The organism is Rahnella victoriana (genome assembly GCF_004330295.1).
GTDB lineage: Bacteria > Pseudomonadota > Gammaproteobacteria > Enterobacterales > Enterobacteriaceae > Rahnella > Rahnella victoriana.
In genome coordinates this window covers 164,924-185,147 of sequence record NZ_SJOJ01000004.1, presented here as the reverse complement: position 1 = coordinate 185,147, position 20,224 = coordinate 164,924, and the positions used below count along the sequence as shown (strand labels likewise).

24 protein-coding genes are annotated in these 20,224 nt (G+C 52.6%); 16 read left to right on the top strand and 8 right to left on the bottom strand.

Translation table 11 applies throughout. From position 1 onward, the window contains the following. Positions 1–98: 98 nt before the first annotated feature. Both EYY67_RS05225 and EYY67_RS05220 read right to left on the bottom strand, forming a co-directional pair. Positions 99–983 carry an oxygenase MpaB family protein gene (locus EYY67_RS05225; protein WP_131692984.1) on the bottom strand — a complete coding sequence of 295 codons (885 nt, stop codon included), beginning with the start codon at positions 981–983 and terminating at the stop codon, positions 99–101. A 3-nt stretch (positions 984–986) separates the two neighbouring features. After that, positions 987–1,646, bottom strand: a complete 660-nt coding sequence (locus tag EYY67_RS05220; RefSeq protein WP_095922743.1) for a TetR/AcrR family transcriptional regulator — start codon at positions 1,644–1,646, stop codon at positions 987–989. A gap of 202 nt (positions 1,647–1,848) precedes the next feature. On the opposite strand from EYY67_RS05220, the gene EYY67_RS05215 reads away from it, so the two are divergent. The 4 genes from EYY67_RS05215 (at position 1,849) to bhsA (EYY67_RS05200) (ending at position 3,610) form a co-directional block, all read left to right on the top strand. Continuing rightward, a complete protein-coding gene (locus EYY67_RS05215; protein ID WP_095922744.1) occupies positions 1,849–2,106 on the top strand; it encodes a hypothetical protein in 258 nt (85 codons plus the stop codon). Between the two features lie 418 nt (positions 2,107–2,524). After that, positions 2,525–2,782: a multiple stress resistance protein BhsA gene (gene bhsA / locus EYY67_RS05210; protein ID WP_095922745.1), complete on the top strand. Its 258-nt coding sequence runs from the start codon at positions 2,525–2,527 to the stop codon at positions 2,780–2,782. A 167-nt stretch (positions 2,783–2,949) separates the two neighbouring features. Next, on the top strand, positions 2,950–3,207 hold the full coding sequence (gene bhsA, locus EYY67_RS05205; protein WP_095922746.1) for a multiple stress resistance protein BhsA: 258 nt from the start codon (positions 2,950–2,952) through the stop codon (positions 3,205–3,207). 145 nt (positions 3,208–3,352) lie between these two features. After that, on the top strand, positions 3,353–3,610 hold the full coding sequence (gene bhsA / locus EYY67_RS05200) for a multiple stress resistance protein BhsA (protein ID WP_095925175.1): 258 nt from the start codon (positions 3,353–3,355) through the stop codon (positions 3,608–3,610). A gap of 82 nt (positions 3,611–3,692) precedes the next feature. Here bhsA (EYY67_RS05200) and ddlA read toward each other — a convergent pair whose 3' ends face one another. Both ddlA and EYY67_RS05190 read right to left on the bottom strand, forming a co-directional pair. After that, positions 3,693–4,790 (bottom strand): D-alanine--D-alanine ligase, encoded by a 1,098-nt coding sequence (gene ddlA / locus EYY67_RS05195; RefSeq protein WP_095922747.1) that lies wholly within the window; start codon positions 4,788–4,790, stop codon positions 3,693–3,695. A 70-nt stretch (positions 4,791–4,860) separates the two neighbouring features. Further along, positions 4,861–5,190: a DHCW motif cupin fold protein gene (locus EYY67_RS05190; RefSeq protein WP_095925176.1), complete on the bottom strand. Its 330-nt coding sequence runs from the start codon at positions 5,188–5,190 to the stop codon at positions 4,861–4,863. A gap of 340 nt (positions 5,191–5,530) precedes the next feature. Here EYY67_RS05190 and EYY67_RS05185 point away from each other — a divergent pair, with 340 nt between their 5' ends. Next, on the top strand, positions 5,531–6,910 hold the full coding sequence (locus EYY67_RS05185; RefSeq protein ID WP_131692983.1) for an NAD-dependent succinate-semialdehyde dehydrogenase: 1,380 nt from the start codon (positions 5,531–5,533) through the stop codon (positions 6,908–6,910). A 43-nt stretch (positions 6,911–6,953) separates the two neighbouring features. Here EYY67_RS05185 and EYY67_RS05180 read toward each other — a convergent pair whose 3' ends face one another. The 3 genes from EYY67_RS05180 to EYY67_RS05170 are packed head-to-tail and all read right to left on the bottom strand — an operon-like array spanning position 6,954 to position 9,212. Next, entirely contained in the window at positions 6,954–7,889 is a 936-nt protein-coding gene (locus EYY67_RS05180) for a phosphatidate cytidylyltransferase (RefSeq protein WP_095922749.1), read from the bottom strand. Further along, complete coding sequence (locus EYY67_RS05175) at positions 7,886–8,536, bottom strand: lysophospholipid acyltransferase family protein (RefSeq protein ID WP_095922750.1); 651 nt, start codon at positions 8,534–8,536, stop codon at positions 7,886–7,888. The genes EYY67_RS05180 and EYY67_RS05175 overlap by 4 nt, the downstream gene beginning before the upstream one ends. Next, positions 8,520–9,212, bottom strand: coding sequence for a CDP-alcohol phosphatidyltransferase family protein (locus tag EYY67_RS05170; RefSeq protein ID WP_095922751.1), 693 nt, complete (start codon positions 9,210–9,212; stop codon positions 8,520–8,522). The genes EYY67_RS05175 and EYY67_RS05170 overlap by 17 nt, the downstream gene beginning before the upstream one ends. Positions 9,213–9,507: 295 nt before the next feature. Between EYY67_RS05170 and EYY67_RS05165 the strand changes: the two genes are divergently transcribed. Continuing rightward, positions 9,508–10,989, top strand: a complete 1,482-nt coding sequence (locus tag EYY67_RS05165; RefSeq protein WP_095922752.1) for a sugar ABC transporter ATP-binding protein — start codon at positions 9,508–9,510, stop codon at positions 10,987–10,989. A gap of 11 nt (positions 10,990–11,000) precedes the next feature. Continuing rightward, positions 11,001–11,996, top strand: coding sequence for an ABC transporter permease (locus tag EYY67_RS05160; RefSeq protein WP_131693010.1), 996 nt, complete (start codon positions 11,001–11,003; stop codon positions 11,994–11,996). 104 nt (positions 11,997–12,100) lie between these two features. On the opposite strand, the gene ompX is transcribed toward EYY67_RS05160, so the two are convergent. Beyond that, positions 12,101–12,634: an outer membrane protein OmpX gene (gene ompX, locus EYY67_RS05155; protein WP_095922753.1), complete on the bottom strand. Its 534-nt coding sequence runs from the start codon at positions 12,632–12,634 to the stop codon at positions 12,101–12,103. 400 nt (positions 12,635–13,034) lie between these two features. Here ompX and rhtA point away from each other — a divergent pair, with 400 nt between their 5' ends. From rhtA to glnQ, 9 genes are all read left to right on the top strand, one after another. After that, on the top strand, positions 13,035–14,003 hold the full coding sequence (gene rhtA, locus EYY67_RS05150; protein ID WP_095922754.1) for a threonine/homoserine exporter RhtA: 969 nt from the start codon (positions 13,035–13,037) through the stop codon (positions 14,001–14,003). Positions 14,004–14,191: 188 nt separating this feature from the next. Next, complete coding sequence (locus tag EYY67_RS05145; RefSeq protein ID WP_120164107.1) at positions 14,192–14,755, top strand: fasciclin domain-containing protein; 564 nt, start codon at positions 14,192–14,194, stop codon at positions 14,753–14,755. A 65-nt stretch (positions 14,756–14,820) separates the two neighbouring features. Continuing rightward, positions 14,821–15,402, top strand: a complete 582-nt coding sequence (locus tag EYY67_RS05140) for an RNA polymerase sigma factor (protein ID WP_119822527.1) — start codon at positions 14,821–14,823, stop codon at positions 15,400–15,402. After that, positions 15,399–16,076, top strand: coding sequence for an anti-sigma factor (locus EYY67_RS05135; RefSeq protein WP_095922757.1), 678 nt, complete (start codon positions 15,399–15,401; stop codon positions 16,074–16,076). The genes EYY67_RS05140 and EYY67_RS05135 overlap by 4 nt, the downstream gene beginning before the upstream one ends. Before the next feature lie 414 nt (positions 16,077–16,490). Beyond that, positions 16,491–16,994: a DNA starvation/stationary phase protection protein Dps gene (dps, locus tag EYY67_RS05130; RefSeq protein ID WP_015689551.1), complete on the top strand. Its 504-nt coding sequence runs from the start codon at positions 16,491–16,493 to the stop codon at positions 16,992–16,994. Positions 16,995–17,115: 121 nt separating this feature from the next. Beyond that, a complete protein-coding gene (locus EYY67_RS05125) occupies positions 17,116–17,382 on the top strand; it encodes a DksA/TraR family C4-type zinc finger protein (RefSeq protein ID WP_131692982.1) in 267 nt (88 codons plus the stop codon). Between the two features lie 401 nt (positions 17,383–17,783). Next, a complete protein-coding gene (glnH, locus tag EYY67_RS05120) occupies positions 17,784–18,527 on the top strand; it encodes a glutamine ABC transporter substrate-binding protein GlnH (RefSeq protein ID WP_013574683.1) in 744 nt (247 codons plus the stop codon). A gap of 109 nt (positions 18,528–18,636) precedes the next feature. Beyond that, entirely contained in the window at positions 18,637–19,296 is a 660-nt protein-coding gene (gene glnP, locus EYY67_RS05115; RefSeq protein ID WP_013574682.1) for a glutamine ABC transporter permease GlnP, read from the top strand. After that, a complete protein-coding gene (gene glnQ, locus EYY67_RS05110) occupies positions 19,293–20,015 on the top strand; it encodes a glutamine ABC transporter ATP-binding protein GlnQ (protein WP_095922760.1) in 723 nt (240 codons plus the stop codon). Before glnP ends, glnQ begins: the two co-directional genes overlap by 4 nt. Positions 20,016–20,224 lie beyond the last annotated feature (209 nt).

The following is a 20,224-nucleotide window of genomic DNA, read 5'->3' as shown; positions in this document are numbered from 1 at the left end:
GCTTTTTTACCTAAGCGGCAAGACTTACGGATAAGTCGCACACTGGGAGAATCAGTTGAGCGCCGACCGGGCCGGGCGCATATCCGCAGCGTTAACGATCAGCGAAGACGCCCCATCCGCCGCATGGCGCGATGCCATGAGCCGTTTCTTACCGACCAGCGCAGCACGCCTGCAATGCGGCGGGTACCGAAACGCACAATTTTACGTTTAGACGGGGAATGGGAAATCCCCAGTTGCGTGGCGGCCCAGTCAGGCAATAATTCAAACCCCGCCTGAATCATCAGGCTGCCAACCGGTTTCGCCAGACGGCTTGGCGCGGGCGCATTTCGCAAGAGTTTGACCACTTCCAGCGTACGTTCGTCGCAGCGCAACTGCGGGCGCATCGCCTGCAAATAGGTTTCAACTGCCGCGACACTTTCCGGCACATTCACCGCGCCGAGGCTTTTCGCCACGCGGGAAAATTCCTGATAATAACGGTTCTGATCCGCCAGGCTGAGCGAAGGATTGCGGTAACGCAGGTGAGATTGCAGGAAACTGTAGGCTTCGGCCACATGCACCCAGACAAGGAGATCCGGGTCGCTGGCGGCATACGGCGTGCCACAGGCATCGGTTCCGGTGACCCGCAGATGAATGGATTTGACCTTGTCGATTAACAGGTTGGCCTCACCGACAGGGGCAAAAGTGGTGGCAGAAATAAACTGGCTGGTACGGCGCAAACGGCCGAGCATATCGTCACGAAACGAGGAGTGATCCCAGACACCGGCCAGCGCCAGCGGGTGCAGCATTTGCAACAGCAACGCACTGACGCCGCCGCAAAGCATGGAGGAGAAATCGCCGTGGATCCGCCAGGTGACGCTTTCCGGACCGAATAATCCCGGGTCGCCCGGCGGTTTCTCAAAGTCTATACCGCCTGACGCCAGGCCCGAAATACTCAGCACCTGGCGTTCTATTCTCTTTCTCAACAATTGTCTGAAATCCGGCATCCGTTAATGTGCAGCAGTGCTGATAACGGTCGCTTTAGCCAGTTGCGGCCAGATATTCATGACCACGTCGATAAGCCGGTTCAGTTCATCCGAACTTGCGCCATCACGCGCCTGAACCGAGAAGCCCTGAATGGTGCAGGCGAGGTATTTCGCCAGCAGGGCGCTGTCGGTTACAGCGGTCAGATCGCCGCTCTGTTTTTTCTTCTCGAAATATTCAAACAGAGTGCGTTCCTGCGAGAGGTGGCGTGCACGCAGCATTTCGGCAATATCCGCAGACGATGAAGACATCCCGGATGATGCGCTGATCATAAAGCAGCCACTTGGCGTGTCGCAGTCGGTAAACAGCTCAACGATGGCACGCAGATAGCGCCCGACCGTATCCTCGACGGACAAATCTGTTCTGCTCAGTAAACATGAGCTCTTTTCGTAAAAGTTTTTCAGATAATGTTCAACGGCTGCGCGGAAAAGCCCTTCTTTGTTGCCAAATTCGGCATACAGAGTAGGCGCTTTCGCACCGGTTGCTTCGACCAAATCAGCTAATGACGTGGCCTCATAACCATGGCGCCAGAATAAATTCAGGGCCTTGCTCAGAGCAGTTCCACGGTCGAACTGTTTTGGGCGACCGCGACTTTTCCGGACCAAAGCCGTCTGTTCAGTGCTCATACACCCTCCTTCCATCACCATTGTGATTATGGTTATAAAAACTTATCGTTGAAATAAGTTAACGATCATTATTAAAAATAGTTGCGCACAAGTCCAGCGGAGTTTATCATTTAATTATCGAGCGATAAGAAAATCACTCACACCCGCAAAGCAGCACAGCTAAAGACGCTTTTTATAAGCAATAAACCCAGGACGTAACATCATGAGTAACTTCAAAATCCTTCTTGCAGTTCTGGCATTGACCGCTGTACCGGTTGCCAACGTTGCCGCACAGCAGGTTATCATGATGCCTTTACAGAGTCAGGAAGTCGCCATGGTCAATGTGACCGGTGACAGTAACTTTTGTAACCCGGCTACCTGCGCGAACAAAAAAGTCGAACAGGGCCGAATTCCAACTTCTCCGACTCAGCCACCTGCACCTTCGACCTCTGGTCATCAGCCCCCTTCTATCTATTACTAAAGAAGAGTGGCACCTGACGACAGATTGTCAGGGCAGAAATAACGATAAGGCGGCCTGTGTCGCCTTATCTTTTTCGTCGCCGACCCCTGTTTTATCACCCTCTCCGGTCAGAACCAACCATTAACTTAGCGATCATTAAAGATTCATTCAGCTCATTTTTAGATAAGCCCTATCCCTGTGAGTTTCGTGAATCATTTTAAAAACATAAATTTAACAAAACCAAAACAAGATACCGTTTTGATGTGATGCGTGTCACAGCACAATAAGTTAACGCTCATTAAAAAAACATCTTGCACGAACTCTCAACACCCCTTACCATTTACTTATCGAACGTTAACTAATAAATAACGTTGACCCGACACTGAGGGTTCGAAAGAAGAATCCCCGAACAACAGATTAATGAACAGGACAAGACATCATGAAAAACATCGCAATGACACTCGCAGCACTGACACTGGCTACCGCTTCTTTCTCTGCCCTGGCAGCTACTGAAGTTCAGTCCGCTCCGGCAGGTGAACAAACCATCGGGACCATCAGTGCTTCTTCAAACGGCAACCTGAGCACCCTGCAGTCAAAACTGAATGCGAAAGCGACAGAAGCCGGTGCAACGTCTTACCGCATCATCGGTGCTTCTGGTGAAAACCACTTGTACGGTACCGCAGAGCTTTATAAATAAGCCCGCTGGGGTCCGCTAGAAGATTGTTCCGCACAATTAGTTAACGATTAATAAATAAATCAGTTGCGCAGTTTGTGATCAAGGTCTAACATTTACTTATCGAACGTTAATAAATAACGTCGGACTGAAAAATCACCTGCTGATAAAGAGATATAAGGAAGACCATCATGAAAAACGTAAAAATGACATTAGCTGCAATCGCCCTTGCTACCGCATCATTCTCGACACTGGCGGCAACAGAAGTTCAGTCTGCACCTGCCGGTCAGCAAGCTATCGGTGTGGTCAGTGCAACATCAAGCAATGACCTGTCCAGTCTGCAGAATAAACTGAATGCCAAAGCCAATGACGCTGGTGCAAGTTCATACCGCATCATCGGTGCATCCGGTGAAAATCACCTGTACGGCACAGCTGAGCTGTATAAATAAGCACTGAGTTTTTAAGGGTAAAACGACATTGAGTTGACGATTAAAAAACTGAATGTTGTATCGGACAGAAGACAGCTTTGCCCATTAAATGAACGTTGATGACAACGCCTGGCAAAGCTTAAAAAATCGAATTGAGGAAACCATCATGAAAAACATTACTATGACTCTCGCCGCCATTGCGCTGGCAACCGCTTCATTCTCTACCCTGGCGGCAACAGAAGTTCAGTCTGCGCCTGCTGGTCAGCAAGCAATCGGTGTGGTCAGTGCGACATCCAGCAATGACCTGTCCAGCCTGCAGAATAAACTGAATGCCAAAGCCAATGACGCCGGTGCAAGTTCATACCGCATCATCGGCGCATCCGGTGAAAACCACCTGTACGGTACTGCAGAGCTGTATAAATAAGCTGATGTAAGCAGTAAAGAGCAGTAAGCAGAAGAGGCGGCGTTTGCCGCCTTTTTCGTGTCCGGGGTTTACACCAAAAAAATCAGTGAGCCGAACTTTTCAGCTGGTTGTCCTGCTGATGTTGCTCCAGTGCGAGTTCGATCAGGCGCGTGATCAGTTCGCTGTAACCTACACCGCTGGCGGCCCAGAGTTTCGGATACATGCTGATATTGGTGAAGCCCGGCAGAGTATTGATCTCATTAATGATCACTTCCCCCTGCTCCGTCAGGAACACATCAACGCGCGCCATACCGCGACATTCCAGCACCTGAAATGCCTGTAAAGCGATAGCACGGATACGGTCGTGCGTTTCCTGCGGTAGATCCGCCGGAACGGCAATCGATGCACCGGATTCATTGATGTATTTGGTATCGTAGGAATAAAAATCGTCGTGCAGGATCACCTCGCCGCACACGCTGGCCTGCGGGAAATCATTACCCAGCACCGCACATTCAATTTCACGCCCTTTGATTGCCGATTCCACCAGCACTTTATGATCGAAACTGAACGCCTGATCCAGGGCGCGTACAAAGCCCGCTTCATCGCTGACTTTACTGACGCCCACGGAAGAACCCTGATTGGCCGGTTTGATAAACAGCGGTACACCGAGTTTTTTCGACACATCGGCAAAGGTATTTTTTTGACGGTTGGCGCGGGTCAGACAGACAAAGGGCGCCACGGATAAACCTGCATCACGCAGCAAACGTTTGGTGACATCTTTATCCATGCTGACTGCCGACCCCAGCACGCCGGAGCCAACAAAGGCGATGTTGGCCATGCGCAGCAACCCCTGCAATGAACCATCTTCGCCCAGCGTGCCGTGCACGATCGGGAAGATCACATCCACCTGCGACAGCGCGCTGGCACTGTGGGTTTCGATTAGCTGATTTTCAGTCTGACCGGGGATCAGCGCGACCTGATTATTCGAGCGGTTCAGGGCAATCAGCGACGGATTTTCAGCGTTGATCAGATAATTACTGGCATCGTTAATGTGCCACTCACCTTTCTTATCAATGCCCAGCAAAGTCACCTCAAAACGCTGTTTATCAATCGCATCCACAATGTTTTTTGCCGACTGCAGTGACACTTCATGCTCTGCCGATTTACCGCCAAAAATAATACCAACCCGTAATTTACTCACCTGCTGCTCCTTGTCGCCCGCCTCAGCGGACGGCCAATTTTCTGTAAACAATCCTGCTAAACCACCACGACTAATCAACAACAAACAGTTTCGCGCCAACCGGTGTGGATGAACGATGCGCTTCGGCGTTGTCCGCCACCTGATAACTCATGCCCGGCGACAGGGTAAAAGTACGCCCGTCTTCAAGACGCGTGTGAAGCTCTCCCTCAAGGCAAAACAAAACGTGCCCTTTACTGCACCAGTGATCGGCTTCATAACCTGCGGAGTATTCGACGATACGCACACGGATATCGCCAAATTTTTGCGTACGCCACAGCGCCATACCAGCATCACCCGGATGCTGCGTCGGTGTGACGTCGCTCCAGTCAGTCGTGCAAAAGGGAATCGCCTCAAGTTTCATGAGTTTCTCAAAGTCGGAAAATGGAAGGAAAGCCAGCATAAAAGTGAGCGGTAAATTTATCAATCGCTTGCTGAAAACAAATCATTAACAGTCTGCCGCAAAGTTACGTAAAGCCGACTTTTCTGAGAGACAGACGACAGCCCGCGTATGGCGGGGCTGCTGAGAAAGCAGGCTGAGTGCTTAAAACGGTTGTGTTGCATGAGGTGTCTCTGGGACAGAGTTCACATTTTATCGACTATGCTTAATGTTCTGTTGAGAAAGAACACAGACAGGCGCACGCACCTCAATTCCAACGCGTTGTTCATTTATTCACAGCGCGCCACAAAACAAGGAGCAACATATGCCATATCAAACAATCAATCCGTTCAACAATAAGCTCATCAAAGAATATCAAACACATAATGATCAGCAGGTTGAAGAAGCGCTCTCCACCGCCCACGCCCTGTACAAATCTGACTGGGGCCAGGGCGATATTAAGCAGCGCGTTAACGTACTGCATAAATTGTCTGAACTGATGGCTTCCCGCGTCGATGAACTGGCGGAAGTGGTCAGTGTTGAGATGGGGAAACTCATCGGTCAGAGCCGCGGCGAAGTACAAATTTGCGCAGATATTGCGAAATTCTACGCGGAAAACGCCGAAGAATTTCTCAAACCTGTGCCTTATAAATCCGATCTCGGCGAAGCCTGGGTTGAGCATCATCCGATAGGGATCATCATGGCCGTCGAGCCGTGGAACTTCCCGTTCTATCAGCTGATGCGCGTGCTGGCACCGAATCTGGCGTCCGGTAACAGTGTGGTGGTGAAACATGCCAGCATCGTGCCGCATTGTGCCCAAACATTTGAGAAACTGGTTACCGAAGCGGGCGCGCCAAAAGGGGCGTATACCAATCTGTTTATCTCTCAGGATCAGGTCAGTGCCATCATCGATGATGATCGCGTTCAGGGTGTCGCGCTCACCGGCTCGGAAAAAGCCGGTGCCGTAGTGGCCTCACGCGCTGCCAGTAAGCTGAAAAAATCGACGCTGGAACTGGGCGGCAACGATGTGTTTGCCGTGCTTGATGATGCGGATATCGACAAGGCTGCGAAAGCGGGTGCGCAGGCGCGTGTTTCCAACGCCGGTCAGGTCTGTACCGCCGCCAAGCGTTTCATTGTTCATGAAAAAATCGCCGATGAGTTCCTTAAAAAATTCACCGAACACTTTAAGGCGCTGAAGATTGGCGATCCGCTGGATACGTCCACCACGCTGGGGCCACTGTCGTCAGAAGAAGCCCTGAAAACCCTCAGCAAACAGGTCGATGACGCCGTGAAACATGGGGCGAAACTGCACTTTGGCGGTAAAAAAGTCGAAAACAATCCGGGTAATTTTTATGAGCCTACGATCCTGACGCACATCACCCGCGATAACCCGGCCTATTTCGAAGAGTTCTTTGGCCCGGTTGCACAGGTGTATGTGGTGAAAAATGATGAGGAGCTGGTGAAACTTGCCAACGACTCCCATTACGGCCTCGGCGGTTCCCTGTTCACCACCGATCTGACCCGCGCCCGTAAGCTGGCAAGCCAGATTGAGACCGGCATGGTATACGTCAATTCCCCGACGGATACCGCAGCAGAACTGCCGTTCGGCGGCGTTAAACGCTCCGGTTTTGGCCGCGAACTCTCTGATCTCGGTATCAAAGAATTTGTGAACCAGAAACTGGTGGTGCTGGCCGCGAAGTCCTGATTTCCTTGCACCTCCCCTTCGCAGGGGAGGTGCAAGCGGGAAACTACGTAAAGTAGAACCGGATAATGTGGAAGAACACCGGGGCGGCGAAGCACAGGGAATCGATGCGATCCATCATGCCGCCGTGCCCTTCGATCATGGCGCCAAAATCTTTAACACCCCGGTCGCGTTTGATCGCCGACATGCACAGGCCACCTGCGAATCCGAGCAGGGTGATAATCAGGGAAATCAGCGCCGCCTGCCACGGAGCGAACGGCGTGATCCACCACAGCAGTGTCCCCACCAGCGTGGCGCTGAGGATACCGCCGACAAAGCCTTCGAGGGTTTTATTCGGGCTGAGACGCGGCGCAATCGGGCGTTTACCGAACAGTTTGCCAAACACGTACTGCAACACGTCCGAAATCTGCACCACAATCATCAGGAACAGCAGCAGCTTGATGTTCTGATTCTCATAGCCCGGAATATTCAGCATCAGCAGCGCCGGTGCATGGCTGATGCAATACACCGCCAGCATCATGCTCCACTGAATTTTCGCGCTGCGCTCGAGGAAATTCACGGTATCGCCAGCCAGCGCCATACGGGTCGGAATAAACAGGAACGCATACACCGGAATGAAAATGGCAAAAGTGCCGTACCAGCGTTCGCCCACCAGCAGATATTGCAGCGGCAGCATGATGAAGAAACACCAGAACAGCGCCTCGTGGTCGCCGCGTCGCGTCGGGGTCAGCGTGATGCATTCGCGCAGCGCCAGAAACGACATCACCGCAAACAGCAGCGTCGAGCCAACTGGCCCGAACCACATCGCCATCACGGATAAAATACACATCATCCACCAGGCGCGGATGCGGGCATTCAGGTTAGCGACGACCGGCGTATTGCCTTTTACCAGCGCAATCAGATACCCCAGAATGCTGGCGATCAGTAACAGACCGAACAATCCGCACAGTAAATAAACTAATGATTTATCCTGAAAATTCATGATGCCAGTGCCTCCAGAGCCGTCCTTGCACGAAGCAGGAATTCCGTTTTGTCTTCCCCTTCCCTGATCCCTTCTACCGGTTCACCAAAGGTGGCGGAACACAGGATCGGCACCACCAGCCGTGAGCCTTTCGGCAACACACGGTTAAGGTTTTCGAGATACACCGGCACCAGTTCCACATCCGGATTCATTTTCGCCAAATGCCAGATCCCGCTTTTGAAAGGAGAGATTTCTTCACCGTTGCCGCGTGTGCCCTCGGGGAAAATAATCAGCGACTGGCCTTTGCGCAGCGGGTCATTCATCAGCTCCAGCGCGTTATTCGGCTGTTCGGTCTGCTTTTCGGCAGGGCGACGTTTGATAAGCACCGCGTTAAACACGCGGCGGGCGATGTAACGGCGCAATTTTGAGGAAAGCCAGTAATCGGCAGCCGCCACCGGACGAACGTTGCCGCGTAACCGCGCGGGAAGACTGGCCCAGATCACCATGCCGTCAAGATGGCTGGAGTGATTGGCGTAGTAAATCCGCGCCTGTTTTCCCGGCAAGGGTGCCAGCCAGCGGGCGCGGATGCCCGTCAGCAAACGGCATAAGCGCACCAGAAAACCCGCCACCAGACGGCCATCCAGCGGTAATTTAGTCTGATAATCCATCATCATTTCCTTGTTTGTCAGCCTGCGTATGCAGGTCACGCAAAATCCCTGCACCACGACGCCAGCAGGTTACCAGCGCGCCGAGGCAGATTATGATCAGGCAGGTCAGCAACAGCAGTTGCCCCCACTGGACGGGCAGGAAGATCGCCACTACCGCACCGGCACACAAGATCGCCATACGGTGCTGTTTCGCCATCGGCCCGAGAAATTGCTGTTTCAGCCCGCAGGTCCCGCCGAGCAGACGCAGATACGCCGTCATCAGCGCCAGCAATGCCGCTGCCCAGCCGAGGATGGCCGCCTCCGGCCAGGCCGTCAGGCTGTAACCGACGCCGAGTAAAATCAGCGTATCGGAAACGCGATCCGGCAACTCGTTATACACCGGCCCCGCCGGGCTGCCCATGCCGCCTTCGACCGCCACCATGCCGTCGAGCAGATTGCAGATCAGCCGCCCCTGAATCATCAGCGCGGCCAGCAGCAGGAAAATCCCCCGCCCGACGGCTGACCCGACATAAAATGCCAGCAGAAAACTCAGCCCGGACACCAGCGCAAACGCCATGCTGGCGACCGAAATCTGGTTGGGCGTCACACCCTTATTTTTCAGCCAGCGCGCACTGTCTTTCGCCCAACGCTTATCCCGCGTGGTAATCGGCCGCCGGTCTTTTAAATTCAGATCCATAAATAACATCCCTTTATATGTCAGGGGTTAACCCTGTTTTTTGTCCGCCCTGAACGGGCGACCAGATAGTATAAAAGTTGACTGCCTGATGACACTTTTTTGTTCTGAAATCACCGTGAACTTTTTCCATGCGACAGCTTATGCTTTTTTGACGCGGGCTTAGATTATTTAATTGGTTGCGAAAATCAGCCGATATGTTAAAACTCTGCTAAAGAGTATTAGACGGCTAAACGTCTGAATCCCCATCCGTCTATTTAATAAGGCCGAACCTCCAGTGACCTCCTCCCTCCTTGAGATGCGCAACATCTCGATTTCCTTTGCCGGTTTCCCTGCCCTGCGCCAGGTGGATTTCACGCTGGAAGGCGGATCCGTCCACGCATTAGTCGGCGCGAACGGTGCGGGAAAATCGACCCTGATGGCGGTGCTTTCCGGCACACATGACCATTACAGCGGGCAAATCAGCATCGACGGCACGGCGGTTAACATCCGTCTGCCGCATCATGCCCGCGAGCACGGTATTCATCTGGTTCAGCAGGAGGTTGATGTCGCGCTGGTGCCGACGCTTAACGTCGCCGAAAACATCATGCTCGATCGCCTTGCCGAACCGGGTCATCTGCACAACTGGCCGCAGCTTTATCGTCAGGCGCAGTTGCTGACCGAACAACTCGGGCTGAACATCAGCCTGCGGGCGCGCATCGACAGCTGTACGCTGGCAGAAAAACAGCTGATTTTGCTGGCGCGGGCGTTATCGCATAAATGTCGTTTTCTGATCCTCGATGAGCCCACCGCCCCGCTGGATCAGGCGGAAAGCGCACGACTGTTCGCGCTGGTACGCAAGCTGAAAGCCGCCGGAATGGCGATTGTGTTTATCTCGCACCGTATTCATGAACTGCGCGATATCTGCGATCGCATGACCGTATTGCGCGACGGGCGTCTGGTGAGTGATGACAGTATGGACGGCCTGAGCAATGAGCACATTATCGAGAAAATGATCGGCCATCAGCTCGACGATATTTATCCGCCGCGCCGCCCGCCGCACAGCGGTGAAACCCTGCTGAGCATTCAGGGTATGCACGATAAAGACAAACTGCGTGATATCTCTCTGCGTTTGCATCGCGGGGAAATCCTCGGTATTGCCGGGCTGGCCGGTGCCGGGAAAACCGAACTGTGCAAGGCGCTGTTTGGTGCGACGCCGAGTCAGGTCGACAGCGGTGAGCTGAACGGCAAACCGTGGAAGCCGAAAGAACCGCATCTTTCCGTGGAACAGGGACTGGCGCTGGTACCGGAAGAACGGCGCAAGGAAGGGATTTTCATTGACGAAAATATCCCGATGAACCTCAGCGTCACCGCCGACGACACCTTTTCGCGCTGGAGCATTTTCAGCGGGCGTCAGTCGTTGTCGTGGGCAAAAGACATTATCAGCCGCTTGGGCATTCGCGCTTCCGGGCCGATGCAGAAGCTGGCCCGGCTTTCCGGCGGCAACCAGCAAAAGGTCGCCATCGGAAAATGGCTGCGCAGTGAGAGTCAGGTGTTGATCTTTGACGAACCGACCAAAGGCGTAGACATCAAGGCCAAAACGGACGTGTTCAGGCTGATCGACGGCCTGGCGCAACAGGGAAAAGGCATTATTTATGCTTCCGGTGAGTTCGCCGAGCTGGTCGGTTTATGCGACCGCATTCTGGTGTTATGGGACGGCCGGATTGTCGCCGAACTGAACGCCGCAGACGTCGACGAAGAAACCTTATTAACCTATTCAACCGGAGGAATCCCCGCGTGAACAAAGCCGTGGTGAGTAAAGAAAACGTGCCCGACGCCCCACAACCGTGGCGTCATCAGCTGTTCGAGTTTTTGTATAAATGGGGCATGTTACTGACCGTGGTATTGCTGATCGCCGCGTTTGGCATCGCCTCCGATAACTTCCTCGAACCTTCGAATATCATCAATATTCTGCGCTCGATTGCCATCGTCACGGTGATTGCCATCGGCGTGTCGATCTCACTGGCCGTCGGCGGCTTCGATTTATCCGTCGGCTCAACGGCATCGCTTGCCAATGCGCTGGTGATTTCGATGTTCGTCTGGCACGGATTCGGTACCACCGAAGCCATTCTGATCACGCTGGCGCTGTGTACGCTGGTCGGCCTGTTCAACGCCTTTCTGATCGTGATCCTGAAAATTCCTGACATGCTGGCCACCCTCGCCAGTCTGTTTGTGATTCAGGGCGCAGCGATGACTTACAGCTACGGCGGCTCGATCACTGAAAACATGCTGCTGCCAAGCGGTGACATGGCCGAAGGCACGGTCCCTGCGGTGTTCAGCCTGCTCGGTCAGGTGCCGGTGATTGTGATCGTGATGGCCGTCGTGACCATTGCGGTGCAACTGTTTATGTCGCTGACCAAGCATGGCCGCCGCATGTACGCCATCGGCGGCAACCCGCTGGCCGCACGTCTGGCGGGGATCCGCACCGCGCGCTACCGGGTGATTGCTTATGTGATGTCATCGGTGCTTGCCGGTGCGGGCGGAATATTGCTGGCTTCGCGCATTGGTTCTTCTCAGGTCAATGCTGGCGGCGGTTATCTGATGGACGCCGTTGCCGCCGCGTATATCGGTTTCTCACTGGCCGGTTCCGGTAAGCCGAATGCGCTGGGAACCCTGCTCGGCGCGGTGATTTTAGGCGTGTTGTCGAACGGGCTGGTGATGTTATCGGTGCCGTATTATGCGATGGATATCATTAAAGGGCTGGTGCTGGCAGTGGCGCTGGCGCTGACGTATATTCAGAAGCGGTGATTTTTTTCCTTGATATCAGATTTCAGGCATAAAAAAACCGCTCAGCTGAGCGGTTTTTGCTTTCGTTTTCGTGTAACGACGAGACGTTACGCAAAAGCGAAGAATTAGAAGCGGTAACCCACGCCTGCGATCCAGGTGCCAACATCAACACTGCGGATGCGGGACTGTTCGTAGGAAACGTCAAGAGCAACGTTTTCGATTGGGTTGAACTGCAGACCAGCACCGTAAGAGAAACCGTAATCGCTTGAATCGTATTTTTCACGGCCAGCGGTAGATGCTGCTGATTCGGTGTACTGAGATTTACCGTAACCCACACCTACAACACCGTAGATGGAAGCCCAGTCGTTCAGACGGTAAGCAGGACCTGCAGTGATGCCGTAGTATTGACCTTTACGGTAGTCACCAGAAGCCGGAGTGCTGTCGTCTTCAATGTAAGTGAAAGAACCGATAACGCCCAGTGGGTTGTTATCTTGTTCGTAGCGGTATTTTAAGTTGAAGCCGTTTGCTTTGTTAGCAACGCCTTGCATATCACCCTGTGCGTAGCCAGCGGTAACGGTGCTGGTATCAGCGAATGCGCTTGTAGAAACGCCCAGTGCAACAACGCAAGCTAATGCGGAAAGACATGCGATTTTTTTCATAATAACCACCTCAAAAAGAGAAACCAAAGTAACCTTCACGTTTGAAAATATAACAAAAAGCAGTGTGAAACTCTGCCTGATTATAGATGTCCAAAGCATCATATGGTGTAACAGAAAGTTTCCAACATAGTGTATCCTTATAATTTTATTGTGATTTTTGCCACAAAAACTATAAGGTAAACTTATTGAACTTTTTAAGATTAGCAGATAAATCCTAAAGTTTTGGACAAAAAATGAACTATTTTCAGCCATTTTTTCAGAAAGCCGCTCCAAAAAAAACTTTTTTTCAGAGATTTTTTCTCTCCTGATTTCCCACTACACTGACTGCTCTTTACCTTTCTTTTCAAAACTATAAATCTGAAGTTCCGGATTCATGGGATCACCTCAAAAGGCGCAATGGATGACACAGTCAGGACAACATAAGCCGCAGGAATCTGCGACGCATAACAACAGCCCTCCGGTTCCCGCATTACCGAAAAAAGCCTCTCCGCTGATTGCGATTCTGTTGTTACTGATCGCCATGCTTTCCCTGCAGGGGGGCGCGTCACTGGCAAAAACCCTGTTCCCCGTGGTTGGCCCGCAAGGCGTCACGGCGCTGCGTCTGGGTATCGGCTCGATCCTGTTGCTTCTCTATTTTCGTCCGTGGCGCCTGAAAATGCGCGGCGGTAATTTGCGGGCGCTGCTGATGTACGGGCTGGCGCTCGGCTGTATGAACTATTCGTTTTATCTGGCGCTGCGGACGGTGCCGCTGGGCATTGCCGTTGCACTGGAATTCACCGGCCCGCTGGCGGTCGCGATGTTCTCCTCACGCCGTCCGGTCGATTTCATCTGGGTGGTGCTGGCGGTGCTCGGCCTGTTTTTCCTGTTGCCGCTCGGGCAAAGTGCCGGTGGCGTCGATCTGAAAGGGGCGTGTTTTGCGCTGATCGCCGGGGCCTGCTGGGCGGTGTATATTCTGGCCGGACAGCGCGCAGGCAGCAGTTACGGGCCGGGGACCGCCGCGATGGGTTCCCTGATTGCCGCGTTAATCTTCTTCCCGATCGGTGCCGTTCAGGCGCATACCTCGATTTTCAGCTGGGAAATTTTACCGCTGGGCTTGCTGATCGCCCTGCTCACTTCCGCCATCCCCTATTCACTTGAAATGATGGCGCTGACCAAACTGCCTGCCAAAACCTTCGGGACGCTGATGAGCATGGAACCGGCGATGGCCGCCCTTTCCGGCATTATCTTCCTCGGTGAATTCCTGACGGCAACCCAGTGGCTCGGGTTGGCGGCGATTATCGCGGCCTCTGCCGGTTCCACGCTGACCCTGCAACGTAAAACCAAAATCGAAACGGTGGATATTCCCGGCAATACGCCTTCCGGTAAATAATCCCGCCCCTTTTTGCGAAAAAGCCACGTGATCAGAACGTGGCTTTTTTCTTTGGTATCAAGGCATTAAAAATAACGTTCATTTATTTCCCTTTTTTTCATCTTTTCCTGCATCCAAACGCAGGGGGTCATTCGTATGTATAGATGTGAGGCAAGACCTTACCTACTTAACTTACGCAGGACACCATCATGAAAACATTACTCCGTACCGCTATCTGTGCATCTCTTCTGCTGAGCACCGCGTCAATGGCTGCAATGATGTCTCAAAGCACCACCATGGTCGGTGGCGCTGAAATGTATCCTTCCAAAAATATCGTCGAAAATGCCCTGAACTCAAAAGACCACACCACGCTGGTGGCAGCAGTCAAAGCCGCCGGTCTGGTGGATACGTTGCAGGGCAAAGGTCCGTTCACTGTGTTTGCGCCGACCAACGCCGCTTTCGCTAAATTGCCAGCCGGGACTGTCGACAATCTGGTGAAACCGGAAAACAAAGCCACGCTGACCAGCATCCTTACCTATCACGTGGTGGCGGGTAAATATGAAATGAAAGATCTGGAAAAACTGCTGAAAAAAGGCAACGGCACGGCGGAACTGAAAACCGTTAACGGCCAGCCACTGTGGATCATGAATAACGGTCCGCACAATATTCAGCTCAAAGATGGCAAAGGAAATATCGCCAATATCAGCACTTATGACGTCCAGCAGAAGAACGGTGTGATCGACGTCATTGATACCGTCCTGATGCCAAAATAATACCGACTATACTGAGGGCATGATTTCTCTTATGAAACAGCACCTCAGTAAGTCAGGACGGGCGAATGCATGACAATTTTTTAGTTAAGCCAACACCAGAGAAAGCGCCGGAAATCCAGCGCGAACTGATGAGCGCCATGGCCGTTGGCGATCGTCAGGCATTTGAGCAGTTATATCGTCTGACGTCCCCCCGGCTGTTCGCCGTCGCATTACGCATGTTGCGGCGACATGCCTGGGCAGAAGAAGTGTTACACGACAGCTATATCACCGCGTGGAACCGCGCCGCCTCTTATAATCCGGCGCTCAGTTCCCCGATGACCTGGCTCACGCACATTGTCCGCAACCGCGCTATCGACTGGATGCGCGGGAGCGACAACCAGTTAGATGAACTGGATGACACAATGGGCGACAGCGATGCCAGCGACAACGATGAACCCTTGCAACGGCTGCAACAGGACAGCGACGCCAAAATTCTCGCCGCCTGCCTCGCGCACCTTCCCGCCGAACAACGACAAAGCCTGATCCTTGCCTATTATCAGGGCCTGTCGCACGGCGAGGTGTCATCCCATCTGCAACAACCTCTGGGGACGATCAAAAGCTGGATCCGTCGCGCCCTGGATCACTTAAAGAGCTGCGTCGGACTATGAAAAGCAGAAGCCATTATCATGCTGCCCTCGCGGCTGAATATGCGCTCGGCACGTTGCGCGGCGCAGCCCGGAGACAGTTCGAGCAAAAAATGCAGGCGGATCCTGAACTGGCGGCGGAAGTTGCCCGCTGGCAGGAAGCCTTCACCCAACTGGATAATCAGATTGTGCCGGTGATCCCCCCCGCGTCGGTGTGGAAGCGTATTCAGCATAGCCTCGCGCTCCAGCCTGTGCGCCTGTTGCCGGCATCTAAAAGACCGGTGCGCGGTTATGTTGGCTGGGCGCTGGCCGCCGGGCTTGCCGCATTGCTGCTGATCCCGCGCCTGCTGGTGCAGCCAGAAGCACCGACACCGGTGGCGATTCTGGCCAGCAACGCCGGTGCGCAAAGCGGCCAGTGGGTGGTCAGTGTCGATAAAAGCACCCGCAGCCTGATGCTGACGCCGCTGAATGCGCAGAGTATTGCCACGGACCGCAGCCTCGAACTGTGGGCCATTCCGCCGGGCGGCAAACCCCGCTCGCTCGGCTTGCTGAACACCCAACAACCGACGCAACTGACGCTGGCCGCGAAGATGCCTGATCCGGGCTATACGCTGGCGATAAGCCTTGAGCCGCGCGGGGGGTCGCCGACCGGACAACCGACCGGTGCCGTACTCTACAGTGGCGCGCTGAGAATGTAGCTGAGAATATCGTAGTGGGCTTATTATCCCGGCGGCGTCATTTCTGCCGGGATAATAATCTTTGCGGATTAACACTGTAATCATTCTTATTTGTTAATATGTCTCATTCCAGTCTGGATATACCGCAACCCTCCCCCGGCGAATATATATCCCGATATTTCATGTTACATTCATTAATACTTCACCCGTAAAAAATGAAAACCACAAAAAACATGACGCCCGTTCAGGAACATTCCTATCTCACTTTGAAAACAGTGTGATACGGTAAATACCTGTGTGGTGTGACGCATCACATGGCGGGAGCTATCATAGTGATAGGAATGACTGCCCGGCAAAATGCCCATTTATTGCTATACTGTATGCAGTTCTGAAATACCTATTAATTAACAGTAAGCGAAACAAGGAGATCTAAATATGAGTACCGCTAAACTGGTCAAAACGAAATCTTCTGAACTTATCTACACACGCAACGATTTAGATGAAAGCGTTAAACTGAATACTATCAAGGTGCTGAACCGTCTGGTGACGGAATATATCGATTTATCGCTGATCACCAAACAGGCTCACTGGAATATGCGTGGCGCAAACTTTATTGCCGTCCATGAAATGCTTGATGGTTTCCGTACTGCGATTATTGATCATCAGGACACCATCGCAGAACGTGTGGTGCAATTAGGCGGCGTGGCACTGGGTACCGTGCAGGTGGTGAATGATAAAACCCCGCTGAAAAGCTACCCGACCAATATCCACACCGTGCAGGAACATCTGAAAGCACTGGCTGAGCGTTATGGCGTGGTCGCGAACGACACCCGTAAAGCCATCGGCGAAGTTGAAGATGAAGATACCGCAGATATTTTCACTGCCGCATCGCGCGACCTGGATAAATTCCTGTGGTTCATTGAATCCAATATCGAGTAATCAGGACTCGGTAGCCGCAGTGATTAGGCTGCGGCAACATGTATGAAGATCAATGCGAAGCGGGCGGGTGGAGATCACCGGCCCGTTTTTACTTTTTCTGAGGTCATTCCGGAGGTCAGTCATGGCAAGCGGTTGGGCGCAAGATGGCGCCGTTCAGGATCAGATCGATTCGACAGTCAGCGATGCCGTCGAACGCGCACGTCAGTCCCTCGGACATGGCGACAGTGCGCACTATTGCAAAGAGTGCGGAGAGCCGATCCCCGAGGCCCGCAGAAAAGCACTTCAGGGCGTTCAGTATTGTGTGAACTGTCAGGCCGCACTGGACAAAAAACAGCAGGATCATGCCGGATATAATCGTCGTGGCAGCAAAGACAGCCAGTTACGCTAGCACTTTTTCTTATATACCCATGCACCATTATGGTTCAACGAAAGCTATTTCCTGCGTGAATACTCCCTTCCCTTCCTTTACATCTGCTTCAAAACTGAGCACTCGTTTTCCCCATGTTCCGGGAAAGTTAGAGCGAGTTATCATTTGAGCAGCGCATTTGTTAATTAATGATTGTTTAAAAGACAACATCTGGTTAATGATGAGGCTGTGCACCATGAGAGAACATGACAACCTGTAACAACGCACCATAATGGTGCCTTGCTGCCGTAAATGTCAGCTTGATCGGTTCAGCACGACGTTAAACCATTGAATTTTAATATGCATCGTTTTTGGCATGAATATTGCATAAACAGGCCGTAATATAAAGTCGTTCCCATAATATGTACAAAGGAAATTCACTGATGAAGTCACTCTTAAAAGTTTCCCTGGCCGCGTTAACCCTGGCCTTTGCCGTTAGCTCCCACGCAGCAGATAAAAAACTGATCGTAGCTACCGACACTGCGTTTGTACCGTTTGAATTCAAACAAGGCGACAAGTACGTCGGCTTCGACATTGACCTGTGGGACGCGGTCGCCAAAGAGATGAAAGTTTCTTATGAACTGAAACCAATGGATTTCGGCGGCATCATTCCTGCCCTGCAAACACATAACATCGATCTGGCGCTGGCGGGTATCACCATCACGCCGGAACGTAAAAAAGCGATCGACTTCTCTGACGGCTATTACAACAGCGGCCTGATGGTGATGGTTAAGAGCAACAACGACGCGATCAAAAGCGTTGCTGATCTGAAAGGCAAAACCGTGGCAGTGAAAAGCGGCACCAGCTCCGTGGATTACATGAAAGCCAACGTGCAGACCAAAGATCTGCGTCAGTTCCCGAACATCGACAGCGCCTATATGGAACTGGGCACAGGCCGTGCTGATGCGGTGATGCACGACACGCCAAACATTCTGTACTTCATCAAAACTGCCGGTAAAGGTCAGTTCAAAGCGGTCGGTGATTCACTGGCGGGTCAGCAATACGGTATCGCTTTCCCTCAGGGCAGCGACCTGCGTGAAAAAGCCAACGCCGCGCTGAAAACCATCAAAGAGAATGGTACTTACGCAGCCATCTACAAAAAATGGTTTGATACCGAACCTAAATAAGTCATTTTTCATTTAAGTCGTTCCTTTTCAGAAAGAGCACTTGATAAGAAGCGCCTGCCGGAAAGTGATCCGGACAGGCGCAGTTTGTTGTTTTACCAGGAGATAATCCATGCAGTTTGACTGGAGCGTAATTTGGCCCGCTCTGCCTATCCTGCTCGAAGGCGCTAAAATGACCCTGTGGATTTCGGTCCTCGGTCTGGTTGGCGGTCTGATTATTGGTGTGATTGCGGGGTTTGCCCGCGCGTTTGGTGGCTGGTTCAGCAGCAACGTCGCACTGGTCTTTATCGAGCTTATTCGCGGTACGCCTATTGTCGTACAGGTAATGTTCATTTATTTCGCACTGCCGATGATGGTGCCCGATCTGCGGATCGATCCGTTCAGCGCGGCGGTGGTGACAATCATCATCAACTCCGGTGCGTATATCGCGGAAATTACGCGTGGCGCGGTGTTGTCTATTCACAACGGTTTCCGTGAAGCCGGTCTGGCACTGGGTTTATCCCGCCGTGCGACCCTGCGTTACATCATCATGCCGCTGGCGTTGCGCCGCATGCTGCCACCCCTGGGTAACCAGTGGATTGTCAGTATCAAAGACACGTCCCTGTTTATCGTTATCGGTGTCGCCGAGCTGACCCGTCAGGGCCAGGAAATCATCGCCGGCAACTTCCGCGCCATGGAAATCTGGAGTGCGGTGGCTGTTATCTATCTGATCATCACGCTGGCTCTGAGCTTTGTTCTGCGCCGCTTAGAACGCAAACTGAAAATTATATGATTGAATTCAAGAACGTCTCAAAACACTTTGGTAAAACCCAGGTGCTCCACGACATCGATCTGAACATTTCTCAGGGTGAAGTCGTGGTTATCATCGGGCCGTCCGGCTCCGGTAAATCCACGTTGCTGCGTTGCATCAACAAGCTGGAAGAAATCACTTCCGGCGAACTGATTGTTGATGGCCTGAAAGTCAACGATCCGAAAGTCGACGAACGTCTGATCCGCCAGGAAGCCGGTATGGTGTTCCAGCAGTTCTATCTGTTCCCGCACATGACCGCACTGGAAAACGTGGCGTTCGGCCCGATCCGTGTGCGTGGCGCGTCGAAAGATGAAGCCAATAAACTGGCGAAAGAACTGCTGGCGAAAGTGGGTCTGTCCGAACGGGCCAACCACTATCCGTCAGAGCTTTCCGGTGGCCAGCAGCAGCGCGTGGCAATTGCCCGTGCACTGGCAGTTAAGCCTAAACTGATGCTGTTTGATGAGCCAACCTCTGCGCTGGATCCTGAACTGCGTCATGAAGTGCTGACCGTCATGAAGCAACTGGCAGAAGAAGGCATGACGATGGTGATCGTGACCCACGAAGTCGGCTTTGCCGAGAAAGTGGCCTCTCGCCTGATCTTCATCGATAAAGGCCGCATTGCAGAAGACGGTAAACCGTCGGATCTGGTAAACAATCCGCCGAGCGAGCGTCTGCGCGAGTTCCTGCAACACGTATCTTAAGCGTGACGCGGCCGTTCTCCTCCCCCTGCGAAGGGGGAGGCAGGGAGGGGGTTTAGCAGATAAAATCCGAGTTAAAGCACACTTTGAATTTGGTTTTTGACCTTAATACCCCACCCCAACCCTCCCCTTCGCAGGGGAGGGAGTTTTTGTAACGCTGCCTGCTTATCGCACGTCACCCTACACATCGCTCGCCACAATTTCCTACACTA

Coding starts and splice junctions, on each gene's coding strand:
- ompX (WP_095922753.1), bottom strand. CDS start 12,634: ATGAAAAAAATCGCATGTCTTTCCGCATTAGCTTGCGTTGTTGCACTG.
- EYY67_RS05165 (WP_095922752.1), top strand. CDS start 9,508: ATGCGCAACATCTCGATTTCCTTTGCCGGTTTCCCTGCCCTGCGCCAG.
- glnQ (WP_095922760.1), top strand. CDS start 19,293: ATGATTGAATTCAAGAACGTCTCAAAACACTTTGGTAAAACCCAGGTG.
- dps (WP_015689551.1), top strand. CDS start 16,491: ATGAGTACCGCTAAACTGGTCAAAACGAAATCTTCTGAACTTATCTAC.
- glnP (WP_013574682.1), top strand. CDS start 18,637: ATGCAGTTTGACTGGAGCGTAATTTGGCCCGCTCTGCCTATCCTGCTC.
- bhsA (WP_095922746.1), top strand. CDS start 2,950: ATGAAAAACGTAAAAATGACATTAGCTGCAATCGCCCTTGCTACCGCA.
- rhtA (WP_095922754.1), top strand. CDS start 13,035: ATGACACAGTCAGGACAACATAAGCCGCAGGAATCTGCGACGCATAAC.
- EYY67_RS05145 (WP_120164107.1), top strand. CDS start 14,192: ATGAAAACATTACTCCGTACCGCTATCTGTGCATCTCTTCTGCTGAGC.
- EYY67_RS05180 (WP_095922749.1), bottom strand. CDS start 7,889: ATGAATTTTCAGGATAAATCATTAGTTTATTTACTGTGCGGATTGTTC.
- EYY67_RS05170 (WP_095922751.1), bottom strand. CDS start 9,212: ATGGATCTGAATTTAAAAGACCGGCGGCCGATTACCACGCGGGATAAG.
- bhsA (WP_095922745.1), top strand. CDS start 2,525: ATGAAAAACATCGCAATGACACTCGCAGCACTGACACTGGCTACCGCT.
- EYY67_RS05185 (WP_131692983.1), top strand. CDS start 5,531: ATGCCATATCAAACAATCAATCCGTTCAACAATAAGCTCATCAAAGAA.
- EYY67_RS05125 (WP_131692982.1), top strand. CDS start 17,116: ATGGCAAGCGGTTGGGCGCAAGATGGCGCCGTTCAGGATCAGATCGAT.
- EYY67_RS05220 (WP_095922743.1), bottom strand. CDS start 1,646: ATGAGCACTGAACAGACGGCTTTGGTCCGGAAAAGTCGCGGTCGCCCA.
- bhsA (WP_095925175.1), top strand. CDS start 3,353: ATGAAAAACATTACTATGACTCTCGCCGCCATTGCGCTGGCAACCGCT.
- EYY67_RS05140 (WP_119822527.1), top strand. CDS start 14,821: ATGCATGACAATTTTTTAGTTAAGCCAACACCAGAGAAAGCGCCGGAA.
- EYY67_RS05215 (WP_095922744.1), top strand. CDS start 1,849: ATGAGTAACTTCAAAATCCTTCTTGCAGTTCTGGCATTGACCGCTGTA.
- EYY67_RS05190 (WP_095925176.1), bottom strand. CDS start 5,190: ATGAAACTTGAGGCGATTCCCTTTTGCACGACTGACTGGAGCGACGTC.
- EYY67_RS05225 (WP_131692984.1), bottom strand. CDS start 983: ATGCCGGATTTCAGACAATTGTTGAGAAAGAGAATAGAACGCCAGGTG.
- EYY67_RS05175 (WP_095922750.1), bottom strand. CDS start 8,536: ATGGATTATCAGACTAAATTACCGCTGGATGGCCGTCTGGTGGCGGGT.
- EYY67_RS05135 (WP_095922757.1), top strand. CDS start 15,399: ATGAAAAGCAGAAGCCATTATCATGCTGCCCTCGCGGCTGAATATGCG.
- glnH (WP_013574683.1), top strand. CDS start 17,784: ATGAAGTCACTCTTAAAAGTTTCCCTGGCCGCGTTAACCCTGGCCTTT.